This is a genomic window from Streptomyces sp. HUAS YS2 (genome assembly GCF_033343995.1).
GTDB lineage: Bacteria > Actinomycetota > Actinomycetes > Streptomycetales > Streptomycetaceae > Streptomyces > Streptomyces solicathayae.
In genome coordinates, this window is the sequence record NZ_CP137573.1 from 3,806,741 (window position 1) to 3,830,335 (window position 23,595).

The 23,595-nt window shown below is 69.2% G+C and carries 27 protein-coding genes and 1 tRNA gene; 14 read left to right on the forward strand and 14 right to left on the reverse strand.

Annotated elements, in window-relative coordinates:
* The first annotated feature begins 107 nt into the window (after positions 1-107).
* On the forward strand, positions 108-521 hold the full coding sequence (locus tag R2D22_RS17380) for a pyridoxamine 5'-phosphate oxidase family protein (RefSeq protein ID WP_318104585.1): 414 nt from the start codon (positions 108-110) through the stop codon (positions 519-521).
* A gap of 106 nt (positions 522-627) precedes the next feature.
* On the opposite strand, the gene R2D22_RS17385 is transcribed toward R2D22_RS17380, so the two are convergent.
* Positions 628-945, reverse strand: coding sequence for a (2Fe-2S)-binding protein (locus tag R2D22_RS17385; protein WP_318104587.1), 318 nt, complete (start codon positions 943-945; stop codon positions 628-630).
* Positions 942-1,229 carry a hypothetical protein gene (locus R2D22_RS17390; RefSeq protein ID WP_318104589.1) on the reverse strand — a complete coding sequence of 96 codons (288 nt, stop codon included), beginning with the start codon at positions 1,227-1,229 and terminating at the stop codon, positions 942-944. The genes R2D22_RS17385 and R2D22_RS17390 overlap by 4 nt, the downstream gene beginning before the upstream one ends.
* A gap of 157 nt (positions 1,230-1,386) precedes the next feature.
* Between R2D22_RS17390 and R2D22_RS17395 the strand changes: the two genes are divergently transcribed.
* Positions 1,387-2,367 carry a helix-turn-helix transcriptional regulator gene (locus R2D22_RS17395; RefSeq protein WP_318104591.1) on the forward strand — a complete coding sequence of 327 codons (981 nt, stop codon included), beginning with the start codon at positions 1,387-1,389 and terminating at the stop codon, positions 2,365-2,367.
* Positions 2,364-2,849 (forward strand): hypothetical protein, encoded by a 486-nt coding sequence (locus R2D22_RS17400; protein ID WP_318104593.1) that lies wholly within the window; start codon positions 2,364-2,366, stop codon positions 2,847-2,849. The genes R2D22_RS17395 and R2D22_RS17400 overlap by 4 nt, the downstream gene beginning before the upstream one ends.
* Positions 2,850-2,924: 75 nt before the next feature.
* Here R2D22_RS17400 and R2D22_RS17405 read toward each other — a convergent pair whose 3' ends face one another.
* From R2D22_RS17405 to dnaK, 4 genes are read right to left on the reverse strand one after another with little or no spacing between them, the layout of a single operon-like run.
* Positions 2,925-3,380 (reverse strand): heat shock protein transcriptional repressor HspR, encoded by a 456-nt coding sequence (locus tag R2D22_RS17405; RefSeq protein ID WP_318104595.1) that lies wholly within the window; start codon positions 3,378-3,380, stop codon positions 2,925-2,927.
* Between the two features lie 4 nt (positions 3,381-3,384).
* Positions 3,385-4,563, reverse strand: a complete 1,179-nt coding sequence (gene dnaJ / locus R2D22_RS17410) for a molecular chaperone DnaJ (protein WP_318104598.1) — start codon at positions 4,561-4,563, stop codon at positions 3,385-3,387.
* A gap of 30 nt (positions 4,564-4,593) precedes the next feature.
* Positions 4,594-5,247: a nucleotide exchange factor GrpE gene (grpE, locus tag R2D22_RS17415; protein WP_318104600.1), complete on the reverse strand. Its 654-nt coding sequence runs from the start codon at positions 5,245-5,247 to the stop codon at positions 4,594-4,596.
* Positions 5,247-7,091 carry a molecular chaperone DnaK gene (gene dnaK / locus R2D22_RS17420; RefSeq protein ID WP_318104602.1) on the reverse strand — a complete coding sequence of 615 codons (1,845 nt, stop codon included), beginning with the start codon at positions 7,089-7,091 and terminating at the stop codon, positions 5,247-5,249. The genes grpE and dnaK overlap by 1 nt, the downstream gene beginning before the upstream one ends.
* Positions 7,092-7,399: 308 nt before the next feature.
* On the opposite strand from dnaK, the gene R2D22_RS17425 reads away from it, so the two are divergent.
* From R2D22_RS17425 to R2D22_RS17435, 3 genes are all read left to right on the forward strand, one after another.
* Positions 7,400-7,909: a sugar transferase gene (locus R2D22_RS17425; RefSeq protein WP_318104603.1), complete on the forward strand. Its 510-nt coding sequence runs from the start codon at positions 7,400-7,402 to the stop codon at positions 7,907-7,909.
* 154 nt (positions 7,910-8,063) lie between these two features.
* Entirely contained in the window at positions 8,064-10,316 is a 2,253-nt protein-coding gene (locus R2D22_RS17430) for a (Fe-S)-binding protein (RefSeq protein WP_318104605.1), read from the forward strand.
* Positions 10,317-10,608: 292 nt separating this feature from the next.
* Positions 10,609-11,517: a Yip1 family protein gene (locus R2D22_RS17435; RefSeq protein WP_318104607.1), complete on the forward strand. Its 909-nt coding sequence runs from the start codon at positions 10,609-10,611 to the stop codon at positions 11,515-11,517.
* A gap of 115 nt (positions 11,518-11,632) precedes the next feature.
* Here the strand turns inward: R2D22_RS17435 and R2D22_RS17440 are convergent, their stop codons facing one another.
* From R2D22_RS17440 to dcd, 4 genes are all read right to left on the reverse strand, one after another.
* Positions 11,633-12,205 (reverse strand): dihydrofolate reductase family protein, encoded by a 573-nt coding sequence (locus R2D22_RS17440; protein ID WP_318104609.1) that lies wholly within the window; start codon positions 12,203-12,205, stop codon positions 11,633-11,635.
* 191 nt (positions 12,206-12,396) lie between these two features.
* Entirely contained in the window at positions 12,397-13,020 is a 624-nt protein-coding gene (locus R2D22_RS17445) for a histidine phosphatase family protein (RefSeq protein ID WP_318104611.1), read from the reverse strand.
* 132 nt (positions 13,021-13,152) lie between these two features.
* On the reverse strand, positions 13,153-13,662 hold the full coding sequence (locus R2D22_RS17450; RefSeq protein WP_318104612.1) for a phosphoribosyltransferase: 510 nt from the start codon (positions 13,660-13,662) through the stop codon (positions 13,153-13,155).
* Between the two features lie 13 nt (positions 13,663-13,675).
* Positions 13,676-14,251: a dCTP deaminase gene (dcd, locus tag R2D22_RS17455; protein WP_030690788.1), complete on the reverse strand. Its 576-nt coding sequence runs from the start codon at positions 14,249-14,251 to the stop codon at positions 13,676-13,678.
* A gap of 458 nt (positions 14,252-14,709) precedes the next feature.
* On the opposite strand from dcd, the gene R2D22_RS17460 reads away from it, so the two are divergent.
* Positions 14,710-14,780, forward strand: a tRNA-Gly gene (locus R2D22_RS17460).
* An 18-nt stretch (positions 14,781-14,798) separates the two neighbouring features.
* Here the strand turns inward: R2D22_RS17460 and R2D22_RS17465 are convergent.
* Entirely contained in the window at positions 14,799-15,470 is a 672-nt protein-coding gene (locus tag R2D22_RS17465; protein WP_318104614.1) for a CGNR zinc finger domain-containing protein, read from the reverse strand.
* A 94-nt stretch (positions 15,471-15,564) separates the two neighbouring features.
* Between R2D22_RS17465 and R2D22_RS17470 the strand changes: the two genes are divergently transcribed.
* Positions 15,565-16,476: an arginase family protein gene (locus tag R2D22_RS17470; protein ID WP_318104615.1), complete on the forward strand. Its 912-nt coding sequence runs from the start codon at positions 15,565-15,567 to the stop codon at positions 16,474-16,476.
* Entirely contained in the window at positions 16,473-16,982 is a 510-nt protein-coding gene (locus R2D22_RS17475) for a hypothetical protein (protein WP_318104617.1), read from the forward strand. Before R2D22_RS17470 ends, R2D22_RS17475 begins: the two co-directional genes overlap by 4 nt.
* A gap of 589 nt (positions 16,983-17,571) precedes the next feature.
* Here R2D22_RS17475 and R2D22_RS17480 read toward each other — a convergent pair.
* From R2D22_RS17480 to R2D22_RS17490, 3 genes are read right to left on the reverse strand one after another with little or no spacing between them, the layout of a single operon-like run.
* Complete coding sequence (locus tag R2D22_RS17480; RefSeq protein WP_318104618.1) at positions 17,572-17,904, reverse strand: XRE family transcriptional regulator; 333 nt, start codon at positions 17,902-17,904, stop codon at positions 17,572-17,574.
* On the reverse strand, positions 17,901-18,041 hold the full coding sequence (locus R2D22_RS17485) for a type II toxin-antitoxin system RelE/ParE family toxin (protein WP_318104620.1): 141 nt from the start codon (positions 18,039-18,041) through the stop codon (positions 17,901-17,903). Before R2D22_RS17485 ends, R2D22_RS17480 begins: the two co-directional genes overlap by 4 nt.
* 10 nt (positions 18,042-18,051) lie before the next feature.
* The gene (locus tag R2D22_RS17490) at positions 18,052-18,264 is read right to left on the reverse strand and encodes a type II toxin-antitoxin system RelE/ParE family toxin (RefSeq protein WP_318104623.1); all 213 of its coding nucleotides are present in this window, start codon (positions 18,262-18,264) and stop codon (positions 18,052-18,054) included.
* Between the two features lie 1,252 nt (positions 18,265-19,516).
* On the opposite strand from R2D22_RS17490, the gene R2D22_RS17495 reads away from it, so the two are divergent.
* The 5 genes from R2D22_RS17495 to R2D22_RS17515 all read left to right on the forward strand — a co-directional run bounded on the left by R2D22_RS17495 (position 19,517) and on the right by R2D22_RS17515 (position 23,477).
* Positions 19,517-19,720, forward strand: a complete 204-nt coding sequence (locus tag R2D22_RS17495; RefSeq protein ID WP_020133169.1) for a cold-shock protein — start codon at positions 19,517-19,519, stop codon at positions 19,718-19,720.
* A 351-nt stretch (positions 19,721-20,071) separates the two neighbouring features.
* A complete protein-coding gene (locus tag R2D22_RS17500; protein WP_318104630.1) occupies positions 20,072-21,571 on the forward strand; it encodes a DEAD/DEAH box helicase in 1,500 nt (499 codons plus the stop codon).
* A gap of 199 nt (positions 21,572-21,770) precedes the next feature.
* Entirely contained in the window at positions 21,771-22,070 is a 300-nt protein-coding gene (locus R2D22_RS17505; protein WP_411977039.1) for a hypothetical protein, read from the forward strand.
* A gap of 50 nt (positions 22,071-22,120) precedes the next feature.
* The gene (locus tag R2D22_RS17510; RefSeq protein ID WP_318104633.1) at positions 22,121-22,426 is read left to right on the forward strand and encodes an SCO5918 family protein; all 306 of its coding nucleotides are present in this window, start codon (positions 22,121-22,123) and stop codon (positions 22,424-22,426) included.
* Positions 22,427-23,138: 712 nt separating this feature from the next.
* Positions 23,139-23,477, forward strand: coding sequence for a MerR family transcriptional regulator (locus R2D22_RS17515; RefSeq protein WP_318104635.1), 339 nt, complete (start codon positions 23,139-23,141; stop codon positions 23,475-23,477).
* Positions 23,478-23,595: the final 118 nt, after the last annotated feature.

Here is a 23,595-nt window from a genome sequence, read left to right on the forward strand (position 1 = left end):
TCAGGCACTCTGTTCATGCCACTTCTCTGACGCTTCCAACATACACAAAGTTGAGTCTATTCCGCTCAAGGTGTCGGACAGGGGTCCGCCGCGGGTAGTTTCCGGGCATGGCGACTGACCCGAGGAACCCGGACGACTCGTATCTCAGCTTCTGGCGCGAGTACCACATGTGCACGCTGACCACGCCGCGGCCGGACGGCACGCCGCACGTGGTGGCGGTGGGCGTCACGTACGACCCCGAGGGCGGCGAGAAGGGCATCGCCCGGGTGATCACGAACAAGCACAGCCACAAGGTCGCCAACGTCCTGGCGGCGGGCCCGGAGGGCGCGCGGGTGGCGGTGTGCCAGGTGGACAAGGGCCGCTGGGCGACGCTGGAGGGCGTGGCGCGGATCCGCACGGAGGCGGACGTCGTCGCGGACGCGGTCGACCGCTACGCGGCCCGGTACGGCCGCACGCCGGCGCCGAACCCGGACCGGGTGGTCATCGAGATCGCGCTGACCCGCGCGATGGGCCGGGCGTGACGCCACCGAGCGCGGACAGCACAGCGGCGCCATCGTGTTTCAGGTCCACGATGGCGCCGCTGTGTGGGGGAAGCACCTGAGCGATCTGGAACGACGGGGGAACCGCTCAGGCACTGCGGGGGGTGGCGGTGATGGTCTCTGGTTCGACCAGCTGGTGGTCCCGCTGGTCGAGATTGACGAAGATCATGCCGTACCGGATGGCACAGCGGACGGGCTGCGGGGCGCCTCGCGGCTTGCGCAGACATCGGTAGGCGCGGATGTCCTCGTCCTCCCCGCGCGTGATGATGATCGGCTCACCGAAGAGGGTGACCATCAACGAATCGCCACCGTGCGGCAAGGCCGTGACGAGGTCGATGAAGTGCCACCCGGATCGGTAGGCGGTCGCCATCTCGCGTCGGAAGCGCGAGTCCTCGGGGATGTTCATGCCTCGAGGAGGTGCCAGCCGGGGTCCTGCATGTCCGCCGGGGACAGGGACCAGCCCGGGTCCTGAACGGCGGCCGGAGCGAAGCTCCAGCCCGGGTCCTGTGCGACAGCGGGTGCGAAGCTCCAGCCCGGGTCTTCGGTCACGGAGGCCGGGGTCAGAGACCAGCCCGGGTCGTTCGGGGCAGCGGCGGCCTGCACCTTCGCAGGCGTGGTGTGCCAGCCCGGGTCCTCGACCGCCCCCAGAACGCCCATCGCGGCAGCCGCGATGAAAGCTCCCGCGGTCACTGCGTGTATGAGTTTCTTCGTCATCACCGAGCAACCTCACTTGAAGGCAACGTCTGTTCTTCGACCCCCGCGGCAACGACGATGGCTTACTCTCACCGCTTCCACCACCTCGGCCAGGCATCATGTTCCTGAGATGCAGGAGCCTGGGGGTGTACATATGCAGAAAAAACCGGACCGACCGGGGCACCCGCATTCGCATGCGGAGCTGTGCGAATCGGGCGGCGAGCTTTACGCCACCGCTTTGCGTACGGGACGAATAGCCCGGTCGGAGGTCTCCGAGGCACCCTGTCTGCTCGACCTGTCCCTGCTCCACCCGGACCCCGACGACGCGCAGTGGCTCCGCCCGGTTCCGCCCTCGGCGGCTCTGGCTCAATTGCTGCAGCCCATCGAGCGCGAGATCCTCGACCGCCGGCGACTCACCGTCGAACTCTCCGACGCGTTCGAACCGTTCATGGCCATCAGCGCCCAGGAGTCGCCCACGACGCACGCCATCACGGTGCTCGAAGGGATCGACCGGATCAACACCACCCTGGACCGGGTGGTGGCCAACTGTACGCGGGAGCTGCTGACCGTCCAGCCGGGCGGCGGGCGCCCCGCGCACGCCCTCAGCGAGGCGCTCGGGCGCGTCACCCCGCTGCTCGGTCGCGGCATTCGCATGCGCACCCTCTACCAGCACACGGCGCGTCATACCGAGCTCACCCTGGCCTACTTGGAGCACGTCGGCCCCGAGGTCCAGGTGCGCACGCTCGAGGAGATCATCGACCGGCTGATCGTCGTCGACCGCGAGGTGGCCTTCATCCCCGCCCGGCAGGACCGCCAGATCGCCCTGGAGCTCCGGCACCCCGGCCTCGTCACCTATCTCGCCAACGTGTTCGACCAGTTCTGGCGACTGGCCGTGCCCATCAAGGCGGAGATCCCGTACGACCTCAAGACCGACGACATCAGCGGGGTCCAGCGCTCCATCGCCCGGCTCCTCGTCGAGGGCCATGTCGACGAGGCCATCGCCCGCCGGCTCGGCATGAACGTGCGGACCTGCCGGGCGCACATCGCCAAGCTCGCCGCCGCGCTCGGCAGCGGCAGCCGGGCCCAACTCGGGTATCTCATCGCCCAGTCCGGGATCCTGGAGCAGGACCGGTGACCGCGACCGCGCAGACGCCGCGGGTGGCGCTCGACCACGCCTCCGGGACCGTGCGCGTCGCCGGTGACGGGCTGCCCGAGGTGATCGTCGCGCGCACGCCCGGGGACGGCGAGACGAACGACGCCGTCCCCGTCGGCACCCGCGACCCCGCCCGCCTCACGCTCACCGTCGACGGGCTGCCCGCCGTCCTCCGGCCGGCCAAGGGGCGGTTGTTCCGGCGCTCGTACCGCGTCGACGCCGCCGTCGACGGGGTCCGCTACCGCCTCGTGCCCTGCTCGTACGCCGAGAGCCGGCTCACCCGCGACGGCCGCGCCCTCGGGCTGCTGGACTCCACCGGGGACGGCCTCGTCGGCGCCGAATGGCACGACGGCGTCCAGCCACGGGACATCGCCCTCGGCACCGCCCTCGCCGCCGCGTTCGGCACCGGCGCCGCGCCCTGGTGGGAGATCGCCGCCGATGCGATCGGCGAGCTGATCCCGTAACCCCCGCCCGGGCCGGCGGACACGCGACGAGGCCCCCTCCCGGACGGGAGGGGGCCTCGTTCGACGACCGTGGAGCTACTCGCCGGGGCGCTTCGGCCGCCACACGACCAGCGCGCTGGTCTGCTGCACGTCCTGGTACGGCACCAGGTCGCGCCGGTACGAGGCGTGCACCTGGGCCTCGCGCTGCCGCAGCGTCGCCGCAGCGCCCTCGACGGCCGCCGACAGCTCGGCGACCCGCGCCTGCAGCGCGGCGACCTGGTTCTCCAGCTCGATGATGCGCTTGATGCCGGCCAGGTTGATGCCCTCGTCCTGCGACAACGCCTGCACCTGACGGAGCAGTTCGATGTCGCGGGCCGAGTAGCGCCGCCCCCGGCCCGCGGTGCGGTCCGGGGAGACCAGCCCGAGCCGGTCGTACTGGCGCAGGGTCTGCGGGTGCAGGCCGGAGAGCTGGGCCGCCACCGAGATGACGTACACCGGCGTCTCGTCGGTCAGTTCGTACGGGTTACGGCTGCGCCCCGGACGGCTCTCCATGTCCTCATGCTCCCTTCGCGGCCTGGAACAGCTCCGCCCGCGGGTCCTCGCCCGCGGTCGCCTCGCGGTACGTCTCGAGGGCCTCGCGCGCCTTGTCGGTCAGGTCCGTGGGGACCTGGACCTCCACCGTCACCAGCAGGTCGCCGCGGGTGCCGTCCTTGCGGACCGCTCCCTTGCCGCGGGCCCGCATCGTCCGGCCGTTGGGCGTGCCCGCCGGCAGTTTGAGGGTGACCGGGGGGCCGCCCAGCGTCGGGACCTTGATCTCGCCGCCGAGCGCCGCCTCGTCGAAGGTGACGGGGACGGTGACGGTCAGGTTGTCGTCCTTGCGGCCGAACACCGGGTGGGCGTCGACGTGCACGACGACGTACAGGTCGCCGTTCGGCCCGCCGCGCTCGCCCGGCGCGCCCTTGCCGCGCAGCCGGATCCGCTGGCCGTCGGAGACGCCCGCCGGGATCCGGACCTGCATGGTCCGGGACGACTTGGCGCGTCCGCTGCCCTGGCAGACCTCGCAGGGGTTCTCCGCGATCAGGCCGCGGCCCTTGCAGTCCACGCACGGGTCGGTGAGCGAGAAGCCGCCGCCCGAGCCGCGCGAGACCTGGCCGGTGCCGACGCAGGTCGGGCACACGCGGGGCGTGCCGTTCGTGTCACCGGTGCCGGAGCAGGCCTTGCAGGGCTGCTGGCTGGACATCCGCAGCGGGACCGTGGCCCCGTCGACCGCCTCGGTGAAGCTGAGCGTCACCTCGGACTCGATGTCCTGTCCGCGGCGCGGCTGGGTACGCGTACCCGCGCCGCCCGCGCCCCGGTTGAACAGCCCGCCGAAGACGTCCCCGAGCCCGCCGCCGAAGCCGCCGGCCTGGCCGCCGGCCCCCTGGGCGCCGCCGAAGAGGTCGCCCAGGTCGAAGTTGAAGGAGCCGCCGCCCGGGCCGCCGGCCCGGAAGCCGCCGTTGCCGAACAGGGCGCGGGCGTCGTCGTACTCCTTGCGCTTCTTCGGGTCGCCGAGGATGTCGTTCGCCTCGGAGATCTCCTTGAAGCGCTCCTCCGCCTTGGTGTCGCCCTTGTTGGCGTCCGGGTGGTTCTCGCGGGCGAGCTTCCGGTACGCCTTCTTGATCTCGGCGTCGGTGGCGTCCTTGGGGACGCCGAGAACCTTGTAGTAGTCCTTCTCCACGAAGTCCTTCGTGTTCACCGGCGTCCCTCCTCTCGGACGATCTTCGCGTCAGCCCTTTTCGGGGCCACCGCTCTCCTCGTCGGCCTTCTTCTTCTCGTCCTTCGCGGCCGGCGCCGCCCCGGGCTGGGGCTCCGCCACCGCGACACGGGCGGGCCGGATGGTCCGCTCGCCGATCCGGTACCCCGGCTGCAGGATCGCCACGCAGGTCGTCTCGGTGACGTCCGGCGCGTACGAGTGCATCAGGGCCTCGTGGATCGTCGGGTCGAAGGGCTCACCCTCCTTGCCGAACTGCTGCAGGCCCATCTTGGCGACGACCGTCTCCAGCGATTCGGCCACCGACTTGAACCCGCCCACGAGCTCGCCGTGGTCCCGCGCCCGGCCGACGTCGTCGAGCACGGGCAGCAGCTCCGTCAGGAGGCCCGCGACGGCGATCTCCTTGACGGTGATCCGGTCGCGCTCCACCCGGCGGCGGTAGTTCTGGTACTCGGCCTGGAGCCGCTGGAGGTCCCCGGTGCGCTCGGTGAGCGCGGTGCGGACCTGGTCCAGCTCGGCCGTCAGACCGGCGGTCTTGAGTGCGTCCCCGGCCGGGGCCGCCGGGCCCTCCTCCGTGGAGGGGGACTCGGCGGCATCGGCGGCGTCGTCAGGGGTGGCGCCGGAGGGGACGTCGGGCTTCTCCTCGAAGCCCGGGGTCTCCTCCGTCATCAGACAGCGCCGCCCTTCGCGTCACCGGGCTTCTCGTCGTCCACGATCTCGGCGTCGACGACGTCGTCGTCGGCCTTCGGGGCCTCGGCGCCACCCGCGGCCTGGGCGGCCTGGGCGTCGGCGTAGAGGGCCTGACCGAGCTTCTGGGAGACGGCCGCGACCTTCTCGGTGGCGGTACGGATCTCGGCGGAGTCCTCGCCCTTGAGCTTCTCCTTCAGCTCGGCGACGGCGGCCTCGACCTCGGTCTTGACGTCACCCGGGACCTTGTCCTCGTTGTCCTTGAGGAACTTCTCGGTCTGGTAGACGAGCTGCTCGCCCTGGTTGCGGTTCTCGGCGGCCTCGCGGCGGGCGTGGTCCTCCTCCGCGTACTTCTCGGCCTCTTCGCGCATCCGGTTGACCTCGTCCTTCGGCAGCGAGGAGCCACCGGTGACGGTCATCTTCTGCTCCTTGCCCGTGCCCAGGTCCTTCGCGGTCACGTGCATGATGCCGTTGGCGTCGATGTCGAAGGCGACCTCGATCTGCGGGACACCGCGCGGGGCCGGCGGCAGACCGGTCAGCTCGAACATGCCGAGCTTCTTGTTGTACGCCGCGATCTCGCGCTCGCCCTGGTAGACCTGGATCTGGACGGACGGCTGGTTGTCCTCGGCGGTGGTGAAGATCTCGGACCGCTTGGTCGGGATCGTCGTGTTCCGCTCGATGAGCTTCGTCATGATGCCGCCCTTGGTCTCGATACCGAGGGACAGCGGGGTCACGTCGAGGAGCAGGACGTCCTTGACCTCACCCTTGAGGACACCGGCCTGCAGGGCGGCGCCGATGGCGACGACCTCGTCCGGGTTCACGCCCTTGTTGGCCTCGTTGCCGCCGGTCAGTTCCTTGACCAGGTCGGCGACGGCCGGCATACGGGTCGAGCCACCGACGAGAACGACGTGGTCGATCTCGCCGAGCTGGATGCCCGCGTCCTTGATGACGTTGTGGAACGGCGTCTTGCAGCGCTCCAGGAGGTCCGCGGTGAGCTGCTGGAACTGGGCGCGCGTGAGCTTCTCGTCCAGGTGCAGCGGGCCCTCGGCGGAGGCCGTGATGTAGGGCAGGTTGATCGTGGTCTCGGTCGAGGACGAGAGCTCGATCTTCGCCTTCTCCGCGGCCTCGCGGAGACGCTGGAGAGCCATCTTGTCCTTGGACAGGTCCACGCCGTGCCCGTTGGCGAACTGCTTCACCAGGTAGTCGACGACGCGCTGGTCCCAGTCGTCACCACCGAGGTGGTTGTCACCGTTGGTGGCCTTCACCTCGACGACGCCGTCGCCGATCTCCAGGAGGGACACGTCGAAGGTGCCGCCACCGAGGTCGAAGACGAGGATCGTCTGGTCGTCCTTGTCGAGGCCGTAGGCCAGGGCGGCCGCGGTCGGCTCGTTGACGATGCGCAGGACGTTGAGGCCCGCGATCTCACCGGCCTCCTTGGTGGCCTGACGCTCGGAGTCGTTGAAGTACGCCGGGACGGTGATGACCGCGTCGACGACCTTCTCGCCCAGGTACGCCTCGGCGTCACGCTTCAGCTTCTGCAGGATGAAGGCGCTCATCTGCTGCGGGTTGAAGCTCTTGCCGTCGATGTCGATCTTCCAGTCGGTGCCCATGTGGCGCTTGACCGACCGGATGGTGCGATCGACGTTGGTGACCGCCTGACGCTTGGCGACCTCGCCGACGAGCACCTCGCCGTTCTTCGCGAAGGCGACGACGGACGGCGTGGTCCTGGCGCCCTCGGCGTTGGTGATGACGGTGGGCTCGCCGCCTTCGAGAACGCTGACGACGGAGTTAGTCGTGCCCAGGTCGATGCCGACCGCACGTGCCATTTCGATTCCTCCAGCTGAACTGACTTGAGTGGAACTCGCTCAAGGATGCACCACCCGTCCCACGGAGTCAACAGACCTGAGTGGAGTCGACTCAACTCTTCGTCGGACAGGGGGCTCAGGTGGAGCCCTGGGGAGGGCCGGATCGCGGTGTGGCGACCGGGAATTCGGGGTTCCGGGTGAGAGGGTCGGGGCATTCGTGGATCAAAGCCGGACATATCCCATGACGGACCTCTTGAAGGGTCCCATGAACCGGCATGAAGCGGAGGTAAGGGCATGAGCGGAGGCGGCGGCCCGCAGGAGGCAGCGGCATGACGGCCAAGCGCGTACTCGATCTCACCGTCGCCCTGATCCTGCTCCTGCTCCTCTCCCCCGTCCTGCTCGCCGTCGCAGCGGCGCTCGCGCTGTCCGCGCTCGGCCCCCTGGAGGCCCCGGGCGGGGTGCTGCGCCGGGAGGTACGGGCAGGGCTCGGCGGGCGCCCGTACCACCTGCTGAGCTTCCGCGGCGGCGGTCGCCCGATCACCCGGCTGCCGCAACTGCTCCATGTCGTGCGTGGCGAGATGTCGCTGGTCGGTCCGGCGCCACTGTCGCCCGACGACGAGGAGTGCCGGGGCGAGGGCCGGCGGCGACTGACCGTACGGCCGGGGCTGACCGGACTGTGGCAGGTCAGCGGCCGGTCGGACCTGCCGTGGGAGGAGATGACCCTGCTCGATCTCCACTATGTGGACCATCACTGGCTGGGCATGGATCTGGCGATTCTGGGCCGTACGATTCACGCATGGACACGGGCGTCCGTGAAGGCATCGGCGCACGTCTCCTGAGCGGGCCCGGCAAGGGTGGCCTGAGCGACACAGATCACCGCAGGCACAACTACAGTGCGGCGGAATATCTGGGTACCCTCAGCAGGACTGAATTAAGTTACCGCTTAGTACGTTCTGTGGATTCCGCCTCGCAGGCCCGCCCGAGGAGCCCGTCATGCAACTCGCCGCGATCATCGTGTCGATCGCCATCACGGTGGTGGCCGTCGCGCTGTTCGGCCGCGCCACCGTGCAGATCTACCGCTTCGTGCGGCTCGGTCAGCCGGTGCCCGCCGGTACGCGTACCGGTGACCCCAAGCAGCGCACCATCACGCTGGTCAAGGAGTTCCTCGGCCACACGCGCATGAACCGCTGGGGCATCGTCGGCTTCGCGCACTGGTTCGTGGCGATCGGCTTCTTCGCGCTGCTGCTCACGATCGTGAACGCCTTCGGCCAGCTCTTCGAGGCCGACTGGCTGATCCCGATCATCGGCGACTGGCTGCCGTACGAGATCTTCACCGAGTTCCTCGGCCTGATGACGGTCCTCGGCATCGTGACCCTGATCGTCGTCCGCCAGCTGAGCAAGCCGACCAAGGCGGGCCGCAAGTCCCGCTTCGCGGGCTCCAAGACCGGCCAGGCGTACTTCGTCGAGGCCGTCATCCTGATCGTCGGCGTCTGCATCATGACGCTCCGCGCCCTCGAGGGCGTCCAGCACCACGTGACCAGCTGGGAGCCGGGCTTCTTCGCCTCGTACCCGCTGATCGCGCTGCTCGACGGCCTGGACCTGAGCACGATCCAGTACCTCACCTACGGCTTCGCGGCGCTCAAGATCGTCACGTCCTTCACCTGGATGATCACGGTCTCGCTGAACACGAACATGGGTGTGGCCTGGCACCGCTTCCTCGGCTTCCCGAACATCTGGTTCAAGCGCAACGCGGACGGCTCCACCGCCCTCGGCCCGCTGCAGCCGATGACGACGGCCGGCAAGGAGATCGACTGGGAGGACCCGGCCGAGGACGCCGTCTTCGGTGTCTCCCAGGTCGAGCAGTTCTCCTGGAAGGGCATCCTCGACTTCTCCACCTGCACCGAGTGCGGGCGCTGCCAGTCGCAGTGCCCCGCCTGGAACACGGGCAAGCCGCTCTCCCCGAAGCTCCTGATCATGTCGCTCCGCGACCACGCCCACGCCAAGGCGCCGTACCTGCTCGCGGGTGGCGGCAAGGACATGGAGGGCAACGAGAAGGCTTCGGCGGAGGCGCTCAAGGACGTCCCGGCGGCCGCCCTGGCCGAGGCCGAGCGCCCGCTGATCGGCACCGCCGAGGAGAACGGCGTCATCGACCCGGACGTGCTGTGGTCCTGCACCACCTGTGGTGCGTGCGTGGAACAGTGCCCGGTCGACATCGAGCACATCGACCACATCGTCGACATGCGCCGCTACCAGGTGATGATCGAGTCCGCGTTCCCGTCCGAGGCGGGCACGATGCTCAAGAACCTGGAGAAGAAGGGCAACCCCTGGGGCCTGGCGAAGAAGCAGCGCGTCGAGTGGACCAAGGAGGTCGACTTCGAGGTCCCGATCGTCGGCAAGGACGTCGAGGACCTCACCGAGGTCGACTACCTCTACTGGGTCGGCTGCGCCGGCGCCCTGGAGGACCGGGCCAAGAAGACGACGAAGGCCTTCGCCGAGCTGCTGCACATCGCGGGCGTCAAGTTCGCGATCATGGGCGGCGAGGAGAAGTGCACGGGTGACTCCCCGCGCCGTCTGGGCAACGAGCCGCTGTTCCAGCAGCTGGGCGCCGAGAACGTCGCGATGCTGAACATGGCGTTCGGCGAGGACGACGAGGACGAGTCGACGAAGAAGCCGAAGTCGGCGAAGAAGATCGTCTCGACCTGCCCGCACTGCTTCAACACCATCGCCAACGAGTACCCGCAGCTCGGCGGCGAGTACGAGGTCATCCACCACACCCAGCTGCTGCAGCACCTCATCGACGAGGGCAAGCTGATCCCGGTGACCCCGGTCGACGGCCTCATCACGTACCACGACCCGTGCTACCTGGGACGCCACAACAAGGTCTACACGCCGCCGCGCGAGATCATGTCCGCCGTCCCCGGCCTGCGCCAGCAGGAGATGCACCGCCACAAGGAGCGCGGCTTCTGCTGCGGCGCCGGTGGTGCCCGGATGTGGATGGAGGAGCGGATCGGCAAGCGCATCAACACGGAGCGCGTGGACGAGGCGCTGTCCCTCAACCCGGACATCGTGTCGACGGCCTGCCCGTTCTGCCTCGTCATGCTGACGGACTCGGTCAACGGCAAGAAGAACGACGGCAAGGCCAAGGAGAGCCTGCAGGTCGTGGACGTCGCGCAGCTGCTGCTCGACTCGGTCAAGACGCCGGTGGAGGACGTGCCGGCGGAGCCCGAGCCGGAGCCCGCGCAGTAGGGACCCGCTGAGGTACGACGAAGGGGCCGCCCCCGGGAAGGGGGCCGGCCCCTTCGTCGTACCTGTGCGGGCGTAGCTCTCGGGTCGTCCCCTCGGCCGGTCCCCCTCGGCCGGTCCCCCTTGGGTCGTAGCCCCTGAGACGGACCTCTGGGCCGTACTCCGGCCCACGGGTCGTACCCCCGGGCCGTACCCCGGCCCACGGCCCCTAGGGGATGTCACAGGTCGGCCGCAAAGGCGCCCCTGCTCCCCCGTGCGCGCACCGCACACAGCGGGAGCGGGTACGTTCGACGACGTGGCTGGATTCAGGATCGGACGCGGCCGGGACAACCGCTCCCCGCAACAACAACCGCAGCAGGCACCGCAGTACGGGCAGCCGGCGGCCCCGCCGCCGTACCCGCAGCAGCAGTGGCAGCAGGGCTCGCAGCAGCAGTACGGCGAGCCGGAGTACTTCGGGGACCCGTACCCGCAGCAGGGCGGCCCAGGCGGGCACGGCGGGCATGGCGGACACGATGGGCAGGGCGGGCACCCGCAGCCCCCGTACCCGCAGCAGGGCTACGTGGACAACAACCCGGGCCACACGCGGGCCTTCAGCATCCACGACGACCCGTACGGCGACGCGGCGACGTACCAGGCCGGCGCGGCCCCCGTCGCCCCGACCGGCCCCCGGCTCCCGTGGAAGGCCCTGCTGAGCGGCATCGTGCTGCGCCCGGGCCCGACGTTCCTCCAGATGCGGGACCACCCGGTGTGGGGCCCGGCGCTGATCGTCACGTTCCTCTACGGCCTGCTGGCCATCTTCGGATTCGACCAGGCCCGCGACGAGGCGATCAACGCGACGCTGTCGACGGCGGTCCCTTACGTCCTGATGACGGGCGTGGGCTTCGTGATCGGTGGCGCGATCCTGGGCGCGGTGACGCACACGCTGGCGCGCCAGCTGGGCGGCGACGGGGCGTGGCAGCCGACGGTCGGCCTGTCGATGCTGATCATGTCGATCACGGACGCGCCCCGTCTGCTCTTCGCCCTCTTCCTGGGCGGCGAGAACAGCCTGGTGCAGGTCCTCGGCTGGGTGACCTGGCTGGCGGCGGGCGCGCTGTTCACGTCGATGGTGAGCAAGTCGCACGACCTGCCCTGGCCGAAGGCCCTGGGCGCCTCGGCGATCCAGCTGATCGCCCTGTTGTCGATCATCAAACTCGGCACGATCTGAGCGACCCGCGCACTGACGCGCAGACGGACACGCGGACGGCTCGGACGGACACGCGGACACAGCGAGGCCCCCACCGCACGGCGGTGGGGGCCTCGCGCGTGCAGTTCGTGTGTGGTCAGCGGACGACGTCGAAGACGTTCTTCTGCAGGCCGTTGGCGTAGGCCTCGTGCTCGACGAGCGTGAGCTTCTGGGCGTCCTTGTCGGTGGCGCTGAACAGGCGCTTGCCGGCGCCGAGGAGGAGCGGGAAGACGAGGAGGTGGTAACGGTCGATCAGGCCGGCGTCGGAGAGCGCGTGGTTCAGTGCGGCGCTGCCGTGCAGGATGATCGGGCCGCCCTCGGTCTCCTTCAGCGCGGCGACGTCGTCGACCGAGCGCAGGATCGTGGTCTCGCCCCAGTTCGACACCAGGTCGCCCTCGGCGAGGGTGGTGGAGACGACGTACTTCGGCATCACCTTGTAGTCGGCGAAGTCCTCCATGTCCGGCCACACGGGGCTGAAGGCCTCGTAGCTGGTCCGGCCCATCAGCATCGCCGCGGCTTCCTTCTGCTCCCGCTCCTTGATCTCGAACGCCTCGGGCAGGAAGTCCGTGTGCTTGAAGGTCCAGCCGGAGTTCCGGTAGCCGGGCTCGCCGCCCGGGGCCTCCACGACGCCGTCGAGCGAGACGAAAGCGGTGCTGATCAGAGTACGCATGGGACTGCTCCTCGGTAGCTCGGTGCTCGGTGACTCGGTACTGGCTCTTGCCTGGAGAGGGTCACGCCGGCCGCCGTGCACCCAACCATGACTTTTGACTGCCGGCCACGGAGAAACTCATCGGTCCACCGCACATCGGTTTGACGCTCATCGCTTTGGCGCACAACGGATTGACGCTCGTCGTTTGACGCTCACACGTGGAGCTCCGGTGGGAAACCGGTCCAGCGGAGGTCGGCGGAGAGATGACCGGCGTCGTTGAAGAGGAGGATCGACGGCGGACGGCCGGGGGCGTAACGAAGCACGGTCAGAGCCGCGTTGGCGTGGTTGATGCCCATCCAGCGCCACTCCGGGGCGTCGAGCGCGGCACGTACGAGCCAACCGGCGAGGAAGTTGTGGGTGACGACGAGTTCATGGCGCGGCTCGTCGCGCGCGACGGGTCCGGTGAACTCCGCGACCGCCGCCGCCGCGAGCCCGGGCCCCTGCTCCCGCTCCTCGGCCGGGAACCCGGCCAGGAAGCCGAGCATGGCGTCCGCGGTCTCCGGCGGCAGCTCCTCGCGCGCCGGCAGATAGGGGATGTAGTCGCCGGCCGCGGCGGAGCGCCGCAGCGGGACGCCGTCGAGCTGCTCGCCGATCAGCCGGGCGGTCTGCTCGGCACGGGCGAGCGGCCCGTGGTGGACCGCCGCCAGCGGAACCCCGCGCAGCCGCTCCCCGAGCAGCACGGCCTGCCGGCGCCCGGCCTCCGTCAGCTCGCTCTCGTCCGCCGAGGCCTCGGCGTGGCGGGTGAGGTAGAGGTAGCGGGCAGCGGTTCCGGTCATGCGCGGGCTCTCCTCGGAGTCGATCTTGCGGACTCCTGGAGGGACGACACCGCACGAGGCGCGGTTCCGTACGGGGCGGGGGCAGGCCGGGCCGGATCGAGCCCGGCGGAACCGAATCCTGCGCCCGCGTCCCTAGAGCGCTTCCAGGTTCGGCTTCGGCGCCTCGCCCGTCCGGCTGACCGGCGGCAGAACCGACCACGGGAAGTTGATCCAGTCCTCGGTCTTCTTCCAGACGTACTCGCACTTCACGAGGGAGTGCGACTTCTCGTAGATGACCGCGGAGCGGACCTCGGCCACGTGGTCGACGCAGAAGTCGTGGACGAGCTTGAGCGTCTTGCCGGTGTCGGCGACGTCGTCCGCGATGAGGACCTTCTTGTCGGAGAAGTCGATCGCGTTGGGGACGGGCGCGAGCATGACCGGCATTTCCAGGGTGGTGCCGACGCCGGTGTAGAACTCCACGTTCACGAGGTGGATGTTCTTGCAGTCGAGGGCGTACGCCAGGCCGCCGGCGACGAAGACGCCGCCGCGGGCGATGGAGAGCACGATGTCGGGCTGGTAGCCGTCGTCCGCGATCGTCTGGGCGAGCTCGCGGACGGCGCGGCCGAAGTCCTCGTACGTCAGGTTCTCGCGCACTTCACTCATGTCGGCTACCGCCTCACACCTGGGTCCGATGGAAGTTCATGTAGGAGCGGGAGGCGGTCGGCCCCCGCTGGCCCTGGTACCGCGACCCGTAGCGCTCGGAGCCGTACGGGAACTCGGCGGGCGAGCTCAGCCGGAACATGCAGAGCTGGCCGATCTTCATCCCCGGCCAGAGCTTGATCGGCAGGGTGGCGAGGTTCGACAGCTCCAGGGTCACGTGCCCGGAGAAGCCAGGGTCGATGAACCCGGCGGTCGAGTGGGTCACCAGGCCGAGCCGCCCGAGGGAGGACTTCCCCTCCAGCCGGGAGGCGATGTCGTCCGGCAGGGTGATGACCTCGTACGTCGAGGCCAGCACGAACTCGCCGGGGTGCAGGATGAACGCCTCGTCGCCCTCCGGCTCGACCTCACGGGTGAGGTCCAGCTGCTCGACGGCGGGGTCGATGTGCGGGTACCGGTGGTTCTCGAACACACGGAAGAAGCGGTCGAGCCGCACGTCGATGCTCGAGGGCTGCACCATGGATTCGTCGTACGGGTCGATGCGCACCCGGCCTGCGTCGATCTCGGCCCGGATGTCCTTGTCTGAGAGAAGCACGCCCCCACGATACGCAGAGGGCGCGGACGTCCCCAATCGGGACGGCCCGCGCCCAGCTCCCACATCAGCGCCGCTCGAGCTCCACGGGCACCGCGTGCCGCAGCCGCGCACACCGTGGACATCGGATGAGCCGCCCGGGCCCGATCCGCCCGGCACCGAGCTGCTGCAACGGGAACGAAGCGGTACTGAACACGTGCCCCTCGGCACAACGGACGACGGTGCGCTCCATCGAACCCATCAAGTCCCTTCCCCGACAAGTGGTGGACGAGACAGCCACATTAGGGGATAAACAGGACGCCACTCCATCCGGCACTCCGCCCCCCACGCTACGCCCCAACTTCCTTCCCCCGCACACCCGTCCACCCCACCAAAACCGAAGGGCCCCACGACGCGACACGTCGGGAGCCCGCTATGAGGTACAGTGTGTGACGCTACGGTACGGATCACCGAACCGCTGCGCGGATGTAGTTTAATGGTAGAACATGAGCTTCCCAAGCTTATAGCGCGGGTTCGATTCCCGTCATCCGCTCTTGAACGAAGCCCCAGGTCAGAGACCTGGGGCTTCGTCGTTGTCCAGACCTGGGCCCGTGCCACCGGCTCGATTCCGCTGATAATGGGTTCGGCCTTTGGCGGAGTTCCCGCAGGTGGCCATGGAGCACCAGCGGCGGCGGCCGCCCCGGGAGCCGTCGATGAACAGCCAGCCGCATCGCTGACCGAGGCAGACGCGGGTGCGTTCCAGCGGCAGCGCCCGAAGCAGGTCGAATGCCTGCAGGGCGAGTTCGTGATCGAGGTAGTCGAGCCCCGATGTCTCGACGCCGGCCTGGAGCTGCGGTGTGGCCCCGCGGAAGGTGAGACGCGCGCTGGCGACCGCGCGCTTCCAATGGTTCTCCACGCGGTCGACCGCCTCCGCCGGGGCCGGAGCATCCTGGTGGATCAGTGCCGCGAGCAGATCGTGCAGAGCCTCGCGTAGCTCGCGGGTGCGACCCAGGGCCAGTTCGGCCCTGTCGGGCTCGGACCCGGCCAGCCGCCGCAAGGCCGTGAGGTCGGCGGGGGCGAAGTGACCGGTGAGGGCGGCCCATTCCAGCAGGCGCGGGTAACCGTCGAGCCAGTCGATCGGCTCCGCGCCACGCGCCGTGACCGTGTTCACCAGGTCGATGACGATGTGCCCGCCGACCAGGTCACGGAGCCTGAAGGTGTGAGGCTGGATGGTTCCCGTCACGCACGACCGCCTTTCACGAGCTTGCCTCCATCAATCCAACCAGTGTACTGATGTTATCCGGTTGGAAATGACTCCCGGATGATCGGAGACGCTCATGGCTGCCGTCGAGCTCATCACGGCCCCCTGGAATCTCGGCCTGCGACCGCCCGCGCCGGGGCGCGAGCCCGGAACATGGCGGGCCCCGCAAGCGCTGCTGTCGGCGGGGCTGGAAGCACATCTGCGGCCGGCGCGCGTGGTGGAACTCGACCGTCCGCCGTACGACTTCGACGCGCAGCCGGCGACCCGCATCCGCAACGGGGTGACCATCCGCGAGCACGCGCTGCAACTGGGCGAGGCGGTCCGGGCCACGCTCGCCGCCTCCCGGTTCGCGGTCGTACTGGGCGGCGACTGCAGCATCCTGCTGGGATGCCTGCTGGGGGCCCGGCGCCTCGGACGCTGCGGCCTCGTCCACCTCGACGGGCACAGCGACTTCCGGCACCCCGGCAACCACGACACCGGTTCGTCCCTCGGGTCGGCCGCCGGAATGGACCTGGCCCTGGCCACCGGCCGCGGTGAACTGCTGCTCACCCACTGGCCCGTGGTCGGCCGACCGCTGGTCGCCGACGAGGACGTGGTCCAGATCGGCGACCGGGAGGAGAGCGGGGAGACACCCCCGGTCACCCGGTTCACCGCCCAGGAGATCCAGCGGATCGGCATCGCCGCTCTGGGCGAGCGGGTGATCCGCCGCCTGGAGCGACGCGAGCTGGACCGTGTCTGGCTCCACCTCGACCTCGACGTGCTCGACGAACGCGTCCTGCCCGCGGTGGACTCCCCGGGCCGTCCCGGCCTGGACTTCTCCCAGCTCGCCGAACTCGTCTCGACCCTGGCCGCCACCGGCCGGGTGGTGGGGCTCGACGTCGCCATCTACGACCCGGAACTCGACCCGGACAGTGCGTACGCCGCTCCCCTCGTCGACTGCCTCGCCTCCGCCCTGACCCCGCTCGCGACCGTGGAGACGCACGCATGAAGACACTGCTCGCCGATGGCCCCAGCGACCTGTACGCGACCGAGATGGAGCAGTTCGGACGCCTGGCCGGACTCTGGGCGACTGAGATCGCCTACTACCCCGCCCACGGGGCGCCGGCCCGCCGCGTCAGCGGCGAATGGGAGTTCGGCTACGCCCTGGAGGGCCGAGCCGTCCTGGACGTCTGGCAATGGCCCGGGCGCGGGGACCTCCCTGCCGCAGGCCGCGCTCCGGACCAGGAGTGCGGCCTGTGCGTGCGCATCTGGGATCCGCGCCTGCAACTGTGGCGGTTCACTTTCCACGGCACCGCCCGCGGCGACCTGGTGCACATGTACGCCCGCCAGATCGACGACGAGATCGTCATGGAACGCGCCGCAGGCAGCGACCTCATCCGCTGGACCTTCACCGAGATCACCGCCGACACCTTCCACTGGCGCAACGAACGATCGACCGACGGCGGACACAGCTGGCGACTCGACCAAGAGGTCAGCGCCCGCCGCCTACGGTGAGAGCCCTCGACGCCACGGTCAGGCCCTCTATCGGCAAAGGCACCACGTATCGACAGAGCGGCGTGGACGTACTGGACGCTGCTGGTGATACCGGAGTTCAGCCGCTCTACGGGGAGGTCGAGCACGGGAGGCTGACTCGTACACCTGGACCGAGCGGTCCAGTCTCCTCGCCCTGGCGTCAGGGGCTGGGAAGATGACTGCGGTGGCCGACCCCACTGACGCTGGGGTCGGCCACCGTCTTTCGTCTACGGCTACGACCATGCCCCGGCACAGCCGGCGGGCACTCAGGTCAGGTAGTCGAAGGCGCCTGCCCTCGCGCCGGCGACATCGCCGAGATCTCCTCCCGGGTGTGCACAAGCGGGGTCTGCTCGGGCTGCTTGGAGTCCCTCAGGGCGACCAGGTCGCCGATGGCCTTCCCCTCGCTGTGCCTCCAGGAGGCGCAGCATGCATACGAGGCCGCCGAGTGCTGCAGCCAGGCTGAGGCGAGGGAGGCTGAGCAGGCCAGGCGAGAGGCCGAGCGCCGCCGCAACGGCCGGTGGAGGCCGGGGCCAGGAGAGGGTCCAAGCCCGCTACCACCGCAGCAGCCGAGTCAGCCAAGGACTAGGGATTCGTCTCCGAAGTCTGCTACAAGCTTGAGCTGCCCTCCCAGCGCCGCCACGTAGGAGGCTAGGGTCTCGACTTCAGAGCGCCTCACCTCGCCCCTCTCGATGGCTGAGACGCGACCCTGAGTGACACCCAGGATCTCCGCGACCTGGTTCTGCGTGATGTGCTGACGCTTCCGCACCTCCGCCAAGCGGTACGCCCGAACCTCGGCAAGCATCTGCTGCGTCCCTGCCTCGGTCCTTGCCTTCTCTTCGGGTGTGAACGCGAGATCTTCCTTAAGGTCGTCCCACGAGGTGGCGCCGCTCTTATCGGTGGTCATGCCTGCGTCTCCTCTCGGTAGATCGCGTATGCCGCTTCGGCCTGTTTGATTGCGCTCGGGTACCAGGTCTGCCAACTCCCCGACTTGTCACCGCCGACCAGGATCACCGCGTTCCGGTCGGGGTCGAAGACGAACAACAGTCTGACCTCAGTTGATCCGGACGAGCCTTGGCCGGAGCTCCTTGAGGTTCGGGAGCTTCGACCCCTTAATGTGATCGACCAAGGGACGCCCCAACGTGGGACCTTCCTGTTTGAGGACGTCAAGGGCACTGGCGATCTGCACCAGCGTCTCCCGGTCGGTGCGACGAAGGCCATGAAGCCAGGCAAGCGCCGGCTCGATGACCTTGATCTCGTACGGCATAAGCCCCTCTGGTCGACTAATACCCCTGCATGATATCACCTACACGTGATACTCGCAGGTGATCCCGCAGCGATGCCCCCCACTGGTTTCACGCGGACCAGTCGGGGCCGGATGCAGGCCATTGGTGCACCATGCGGGGGCGGCGACCACGCGGACGGTGGTGTCGCCCTGCCGACACCACCCATCTCGGCGGCCCGGCCGCACGAACAGCTCAGGGAGGCTCGCCTCCCTGCGGATACGCCCGCACCGGCCCTTCACACGAAGCCTGCAGATCACCGACCACCCCGGAGCTCTCACCCACCCGACTCACACACCTCGTCACGCACGCCGTCGCACCAGGACGAAGAACGTCCGCATCGACCGCACCGCTGGCGATCCCGCAGCAGCGCTCGATCGAATGGGGCTACACCCTCGACTGGCCGAGGAACTCGGTCCGGCAGCCCGAGACTCCGGGCCGTGCCCCATCCGTGCCCTTCGGAGCGGTGAACAGCGGTCGACACGGGTGCCACAGAGCCAGCGACCGGCTCCGCCTCAGAGAACGTTTTCGCAGGTCAGATGCCTGCCGATCAAGCCGGGCGGCGGTGATTCCCAAGCTTATAGCGCGGGTTCGATTCCCGTCATCCGCTCTTTGGAGAATGCCCAGGTCAGCGACCTGGGCCTTCTTTCCTGTCCGGGACGGCTTCATCGTCGAGTGGGGCGTCTCGGACGATTCTGGCGGTCAGGAGAACCCGCTCCTCAGCGCATTGCGGCGTTCCACTCCGATCGATATCGGAGTCACGCTCGAGAGGTCCTTCAGCTTGGCGCCCGCGTCGGCGGCGAGGGTGCTGCCCGTGTGGCGGAGGTCGTAGAAACGTGCTCGACAGGATCGCCATCACCGAGACGCCTCACCACGACATCCCCGATCGGCCACCCCGGACCGAACTGCTCCCGGAGGGGGCCCGCGCTTCCGAAATGCTGCACTCAGGGTGAGTCACTATCTATGACCGCGGGCCGAGAATTTACCGTGCCTCGCGGGGAGAGTTTTTACCGCAACACACAGAGGGCGATTGATCTGCACGCAGAAGCCGCCGCGACCTGCTACTGTCGATATCAGTTGCAGTTTTGGTACCCAAAGACTTCAAGTGCCTCCAGGCGGCCCTCCGTCGCGCAGGAGCACTTTTTATTTCCGGTCATTTTCCGGGCAGGGCATCATCGCGGCGACACGGCATCCGTAAAGTGCGGATGCCGATGTACTGCCCAAAGGAGATATGACATGGCTGCTGGCACCGTGAAGTGGTTCAACGCGGAAAAGGGCTTCGGCTTCATCGAGCAGGACGGTGGCGGCCCCGACGTGTTCGCCCACTACTCGAACATCGCCGCCCAGGGCTTCCGCGAGCTGCAGGAAGGCCAGAAGGTCACCTTCGACATCGCGCAGGGCCAGAAGGGCCCGACGGCCGAGAACATCGTTCCCGCCTGAAGCTGACGCGCAGTTCGTAGCTGGGGCCCGCATCCCTCGGGGTGCGGGCCCCAGCTACAGGCATTTTCAGGCAGCGTTTTCCTCTACGGGACGGCCATCGACTTCCGCCGCCCATGGGCCCTCCGAGGACGCCCGCCCACTTCGAACCTGTGTCCCTCCGCCGCCCTGGATCCCTGGATATCGACGTCCACCTGACGTCACTCTCTTTCAGTTTCAGCGCCTGCACCGATACAGAATCCGTGCGAGCAATATTCGCTTTCGCATTACCTTCGGCCCGTTCTTTCGGTTCCCCGCACCGCTCCACCGCTGCGGGAATTCCTTGATGACGTGCCGCATCAAGGAAGGTTCTGAATGAACCCCACACGCACGACCAGCCGCTCCTCCCGCAGCCGCCGCACCGGCGGCTCCGCCTTCGGCTCCATCGCCGCTCCCGTCCGGTCCGGTCGCTTCGGTTCGGCCGCCCCCAGCCGTGCGGGAGACCCGAGCCGCTCGGGCGGCCGCGGCCGTCGGCTCGCCGCGGTGCAGGGAGAGTTCGCCCTCCCCAAGACGATCACGCCCCCGCTGCCCGCCGTCGAGGCGTTCGGCGCGCTCGACATGCCCAGGGAGCTCCTGGCCGCGCTCACCGCGCAGGGCGTGTCCGTGCCGTTCCCGATCCAGGGCGCGACCCTGCCGAACTCCCTCGTGGGCCGTGACGTGCTGGGCCGCGGCCGGACCGGCTCCGGCAAGACCCTCGCCTTCGGCCTGGCCCTCCTGGCCCGCACCGCCGGGCAGCGCGCCGAGCCCCGTCGGCCGATCGCCCTCGTCCTCGTCCCCACCCGCGAGCTGGCCCAGCAGGTGACCGACGCCCTCACGCCGTACGCCCGCGCCGTCAGGCTGCGCCTGGCGACCGTGGTCGGCGGCATGCCCATCGGGCGCCAGGCCGGCGCCCTGCGGGGCGGTGCCGAGGTCGTCGTCGCCACCCCCGGGCGCCTCAAGGACCTCATCGACCGAGGCGACTGCGGGCTGGACCAGGTCGCGATCACCGTCCTGGACGAGGCCGACCAGATGGCCGACCTGGGCTTCATGCCCCAGGTCACCGCTCTCCTGGACCAGGTACGCCCCGAGGGCCAGCGGATGCTGTTCTCCGCCACCCTGGACCGCAACGTCGACCTCCTGGTCCGCCGCTACCTCACCGACCCCGTCGTCCACTCCGTCGACCCCTCCCAGGGTGCGGTCACCACCATGGAACACCACCTCCTGCACGTGCACGGCGCTGACAAGCACCGGGTGACGACGGAGATCGCGGCGCGCGAGGGACGGGTGATCATGTTCCTGGACACCAAGCACGCCGTGGACCGGCTCACCCAGGACCTCCTCGACAGCGGAGTCCGCGCCGCGGGGCTCCACGGCGGCAAGTCCCAGCCCCAGCGCACCCGCACCCTCGCCCAGTTCAAGACGGGCCACGTCACCGTCCTGGTGGCCACGAACGTCGCCGCCCGTGGCATCCACGTCGACAACCTCGACCTCGTCGTCAACGTGGATCCGCCGACCGACCACAAGGACTACCTCCACCGCGGCGGCCGCACCGCCCGCGCGGGCGAGTCCGGAAGCGTCGTCACCCTGGTCACCGCCAACCAGAGGCGCGGCCTGACCCGCCTCATGGCCACCGCCGGCATCGTGCCCCGGACCACCCAGGTCCGCTCCGGCGAGGAAGCGCTCCACCGGATCACCGGCGCGCGGACCCCCTCCGGCGTCCCGGTCACCATCACCGCGCCGACGGCCGAGCCGCGTAAGCGCGGCCCGGTGTCCCGCGGTCGGCGTAGCGCCGCCTCGGCGGCCCGCCGCGCGAGCTCACAGCGAGCCGGCGCGTGAGCCCGCGGCGGTCCGCCGTCCGCCTGGCGGTCCGCACGTCGTGTGAAGAGGAATCCGACCCATCTCCGCAGGAGGCATTTTGACGCCGGCCCAGACTTTGACGCTGGTTCAGACGCAGCCCCGCTCAGCGAACGCCAACCCCGTGGACAGGAAGGTGGCCGACCTCACGGAAACGGCCGCACCGCGGGTCGGTGACGACATGACCGTGGAAGTGGCCCTGTCCGTCGTGATCAGTGCCCGCTCGGAGCATCTGCTCATCTGCGACGACGACGGTCTGTGTACCCGGCTGGTCACCCGGGCCCAGCTCGCCGTCGTCCGTGACAGCAGCGCGTACACGGACCGCATCCGGCTGCGCGACATCCCTGGCGACCACCGGCCGTTCACCTCGCCCCCCACCCAGATCGCCCCGGCCGGACACCCCACGAGGAACCACCGGAGCGCCGCCTTGCCCGGAGCGGCCGGACAAGGCGGCGCTCCGGACGCCCTCACCCCCGCCTGAACCGACTCACCGCGGCCGGCCCCCTTCTCCCTCTCTCCCTGTGAGGCACCATGCGTTGCGTCATCGCCCGGTACCCGTTCGATCTGACCAAGAGCGGCGTCCTGGAATCCATGAAGGGCATCAAGCCCGAGCCGGTCACCGGTGAATCCGTGATCATCGGTCGCCGCGCCTATCCCGCCAAGCAGGTCGGCCAGGTCATCACCCGCCAGGACCGCCGTGACTTCAGCTCCGGCGAAGTCCTGAGGGCCATGACCCGGCTCGGTTTCACCTGCCGAGGGCTTGCCGACGCCGACGCACCCGACCTCACCCCGGTGCAGCAGGCATCCGCGATGCTCGGCACCCCGGTCGCCGTCTGACCGACGGGACCGACGCGAGCCGCCACCGGACAGCCTGAGGAGGGCCCGACCCGCACACGTGCCGGTCGGGCCCTCCCGCGTACGACGGGCTTCCCGGCCGCGCTGCGACAAAGGACAACTTCCCCTCTCGACACACAAAAATCTGTCTCGGCTGGAGTAGACATTGAGTGGTGTCGTGGTTATGGTTTCTCTCGTAGCCCAGAGAGACAAGAAGGCCGGGCAGAGATGAACTGCCGGGCAGCAGTACCCGCAAGTGCAGTTGGCAGGGCGGTGCGGTGGTGGAGTTCCGAAGCCAGGATCGTCAGCAGGATGGCGACGGGACTGACGACCGCACCGGGTGGCCCGCAGTGATCAGGGGCCGCCGTCCACGGGACCACGGTCATGACCGTCGCGGTGCCCGTAAGCGCAGTACCAGCAGTACGCAGTCCCCGTTGGGAAGCAATTGATCACCGAGGGAAGAACGGAGGGACCGAGCGCCATCAGGATCGCCCGGGGCGGAACTCTTGACCCCGGGTACCGCAGGACATCGACAGTGAGGTGGTCTCCGGTCAAGCAATCGCGATCCCCGCGAGCCCGACAGCATCTCGGTCGGGTCGGCGGAAACAGAAGGCCGGTGCAGTATCAGGACCGGCAGATGGTGTAGTAGTTCCTTCGGGGCCCTGGTGCCAGTACGGCACCGGGGCCCCTCCACGCGTTCACCAGAGAGGTGCAAGTGACAGCAGACGACTCCTTCGGCCGTCTCGACGACGACGACTACCCCGCCTACACGATGGGCCGGGCCGCCGAGATGGTCGGCACCACCCAGGGATTCCTGCGCGCCCTCGGCGAAGCGCGCCTCATCACTCCGCTGCGTTCCGGCGGCGGCCACCGCCGCTACTCCCGCTACCAGCTGCGCATCGCCGCCCGCGCCCGGGAGCTGGTCGACCAGGGCACCCCCATCGAGGCCGCCTGCCGCATCATCATCCTCGAAGACCAGCTCGAAGAAGCCCAGCGCATCAACGCCGAGTACCGCCGCGCCGCCGAGTCATCCCCGCCGCCGTCCTCGGAGTGAGCCGAGCGAGCCCGTCGACAGCACGGAGCCCTGCTCCGATACGGGTTCCCGCCGTCCTCTCCTGAACAGCGCACCGATCCTGTGGCCCCGCGCGTCCACGACGACATGGGTCCGCCCC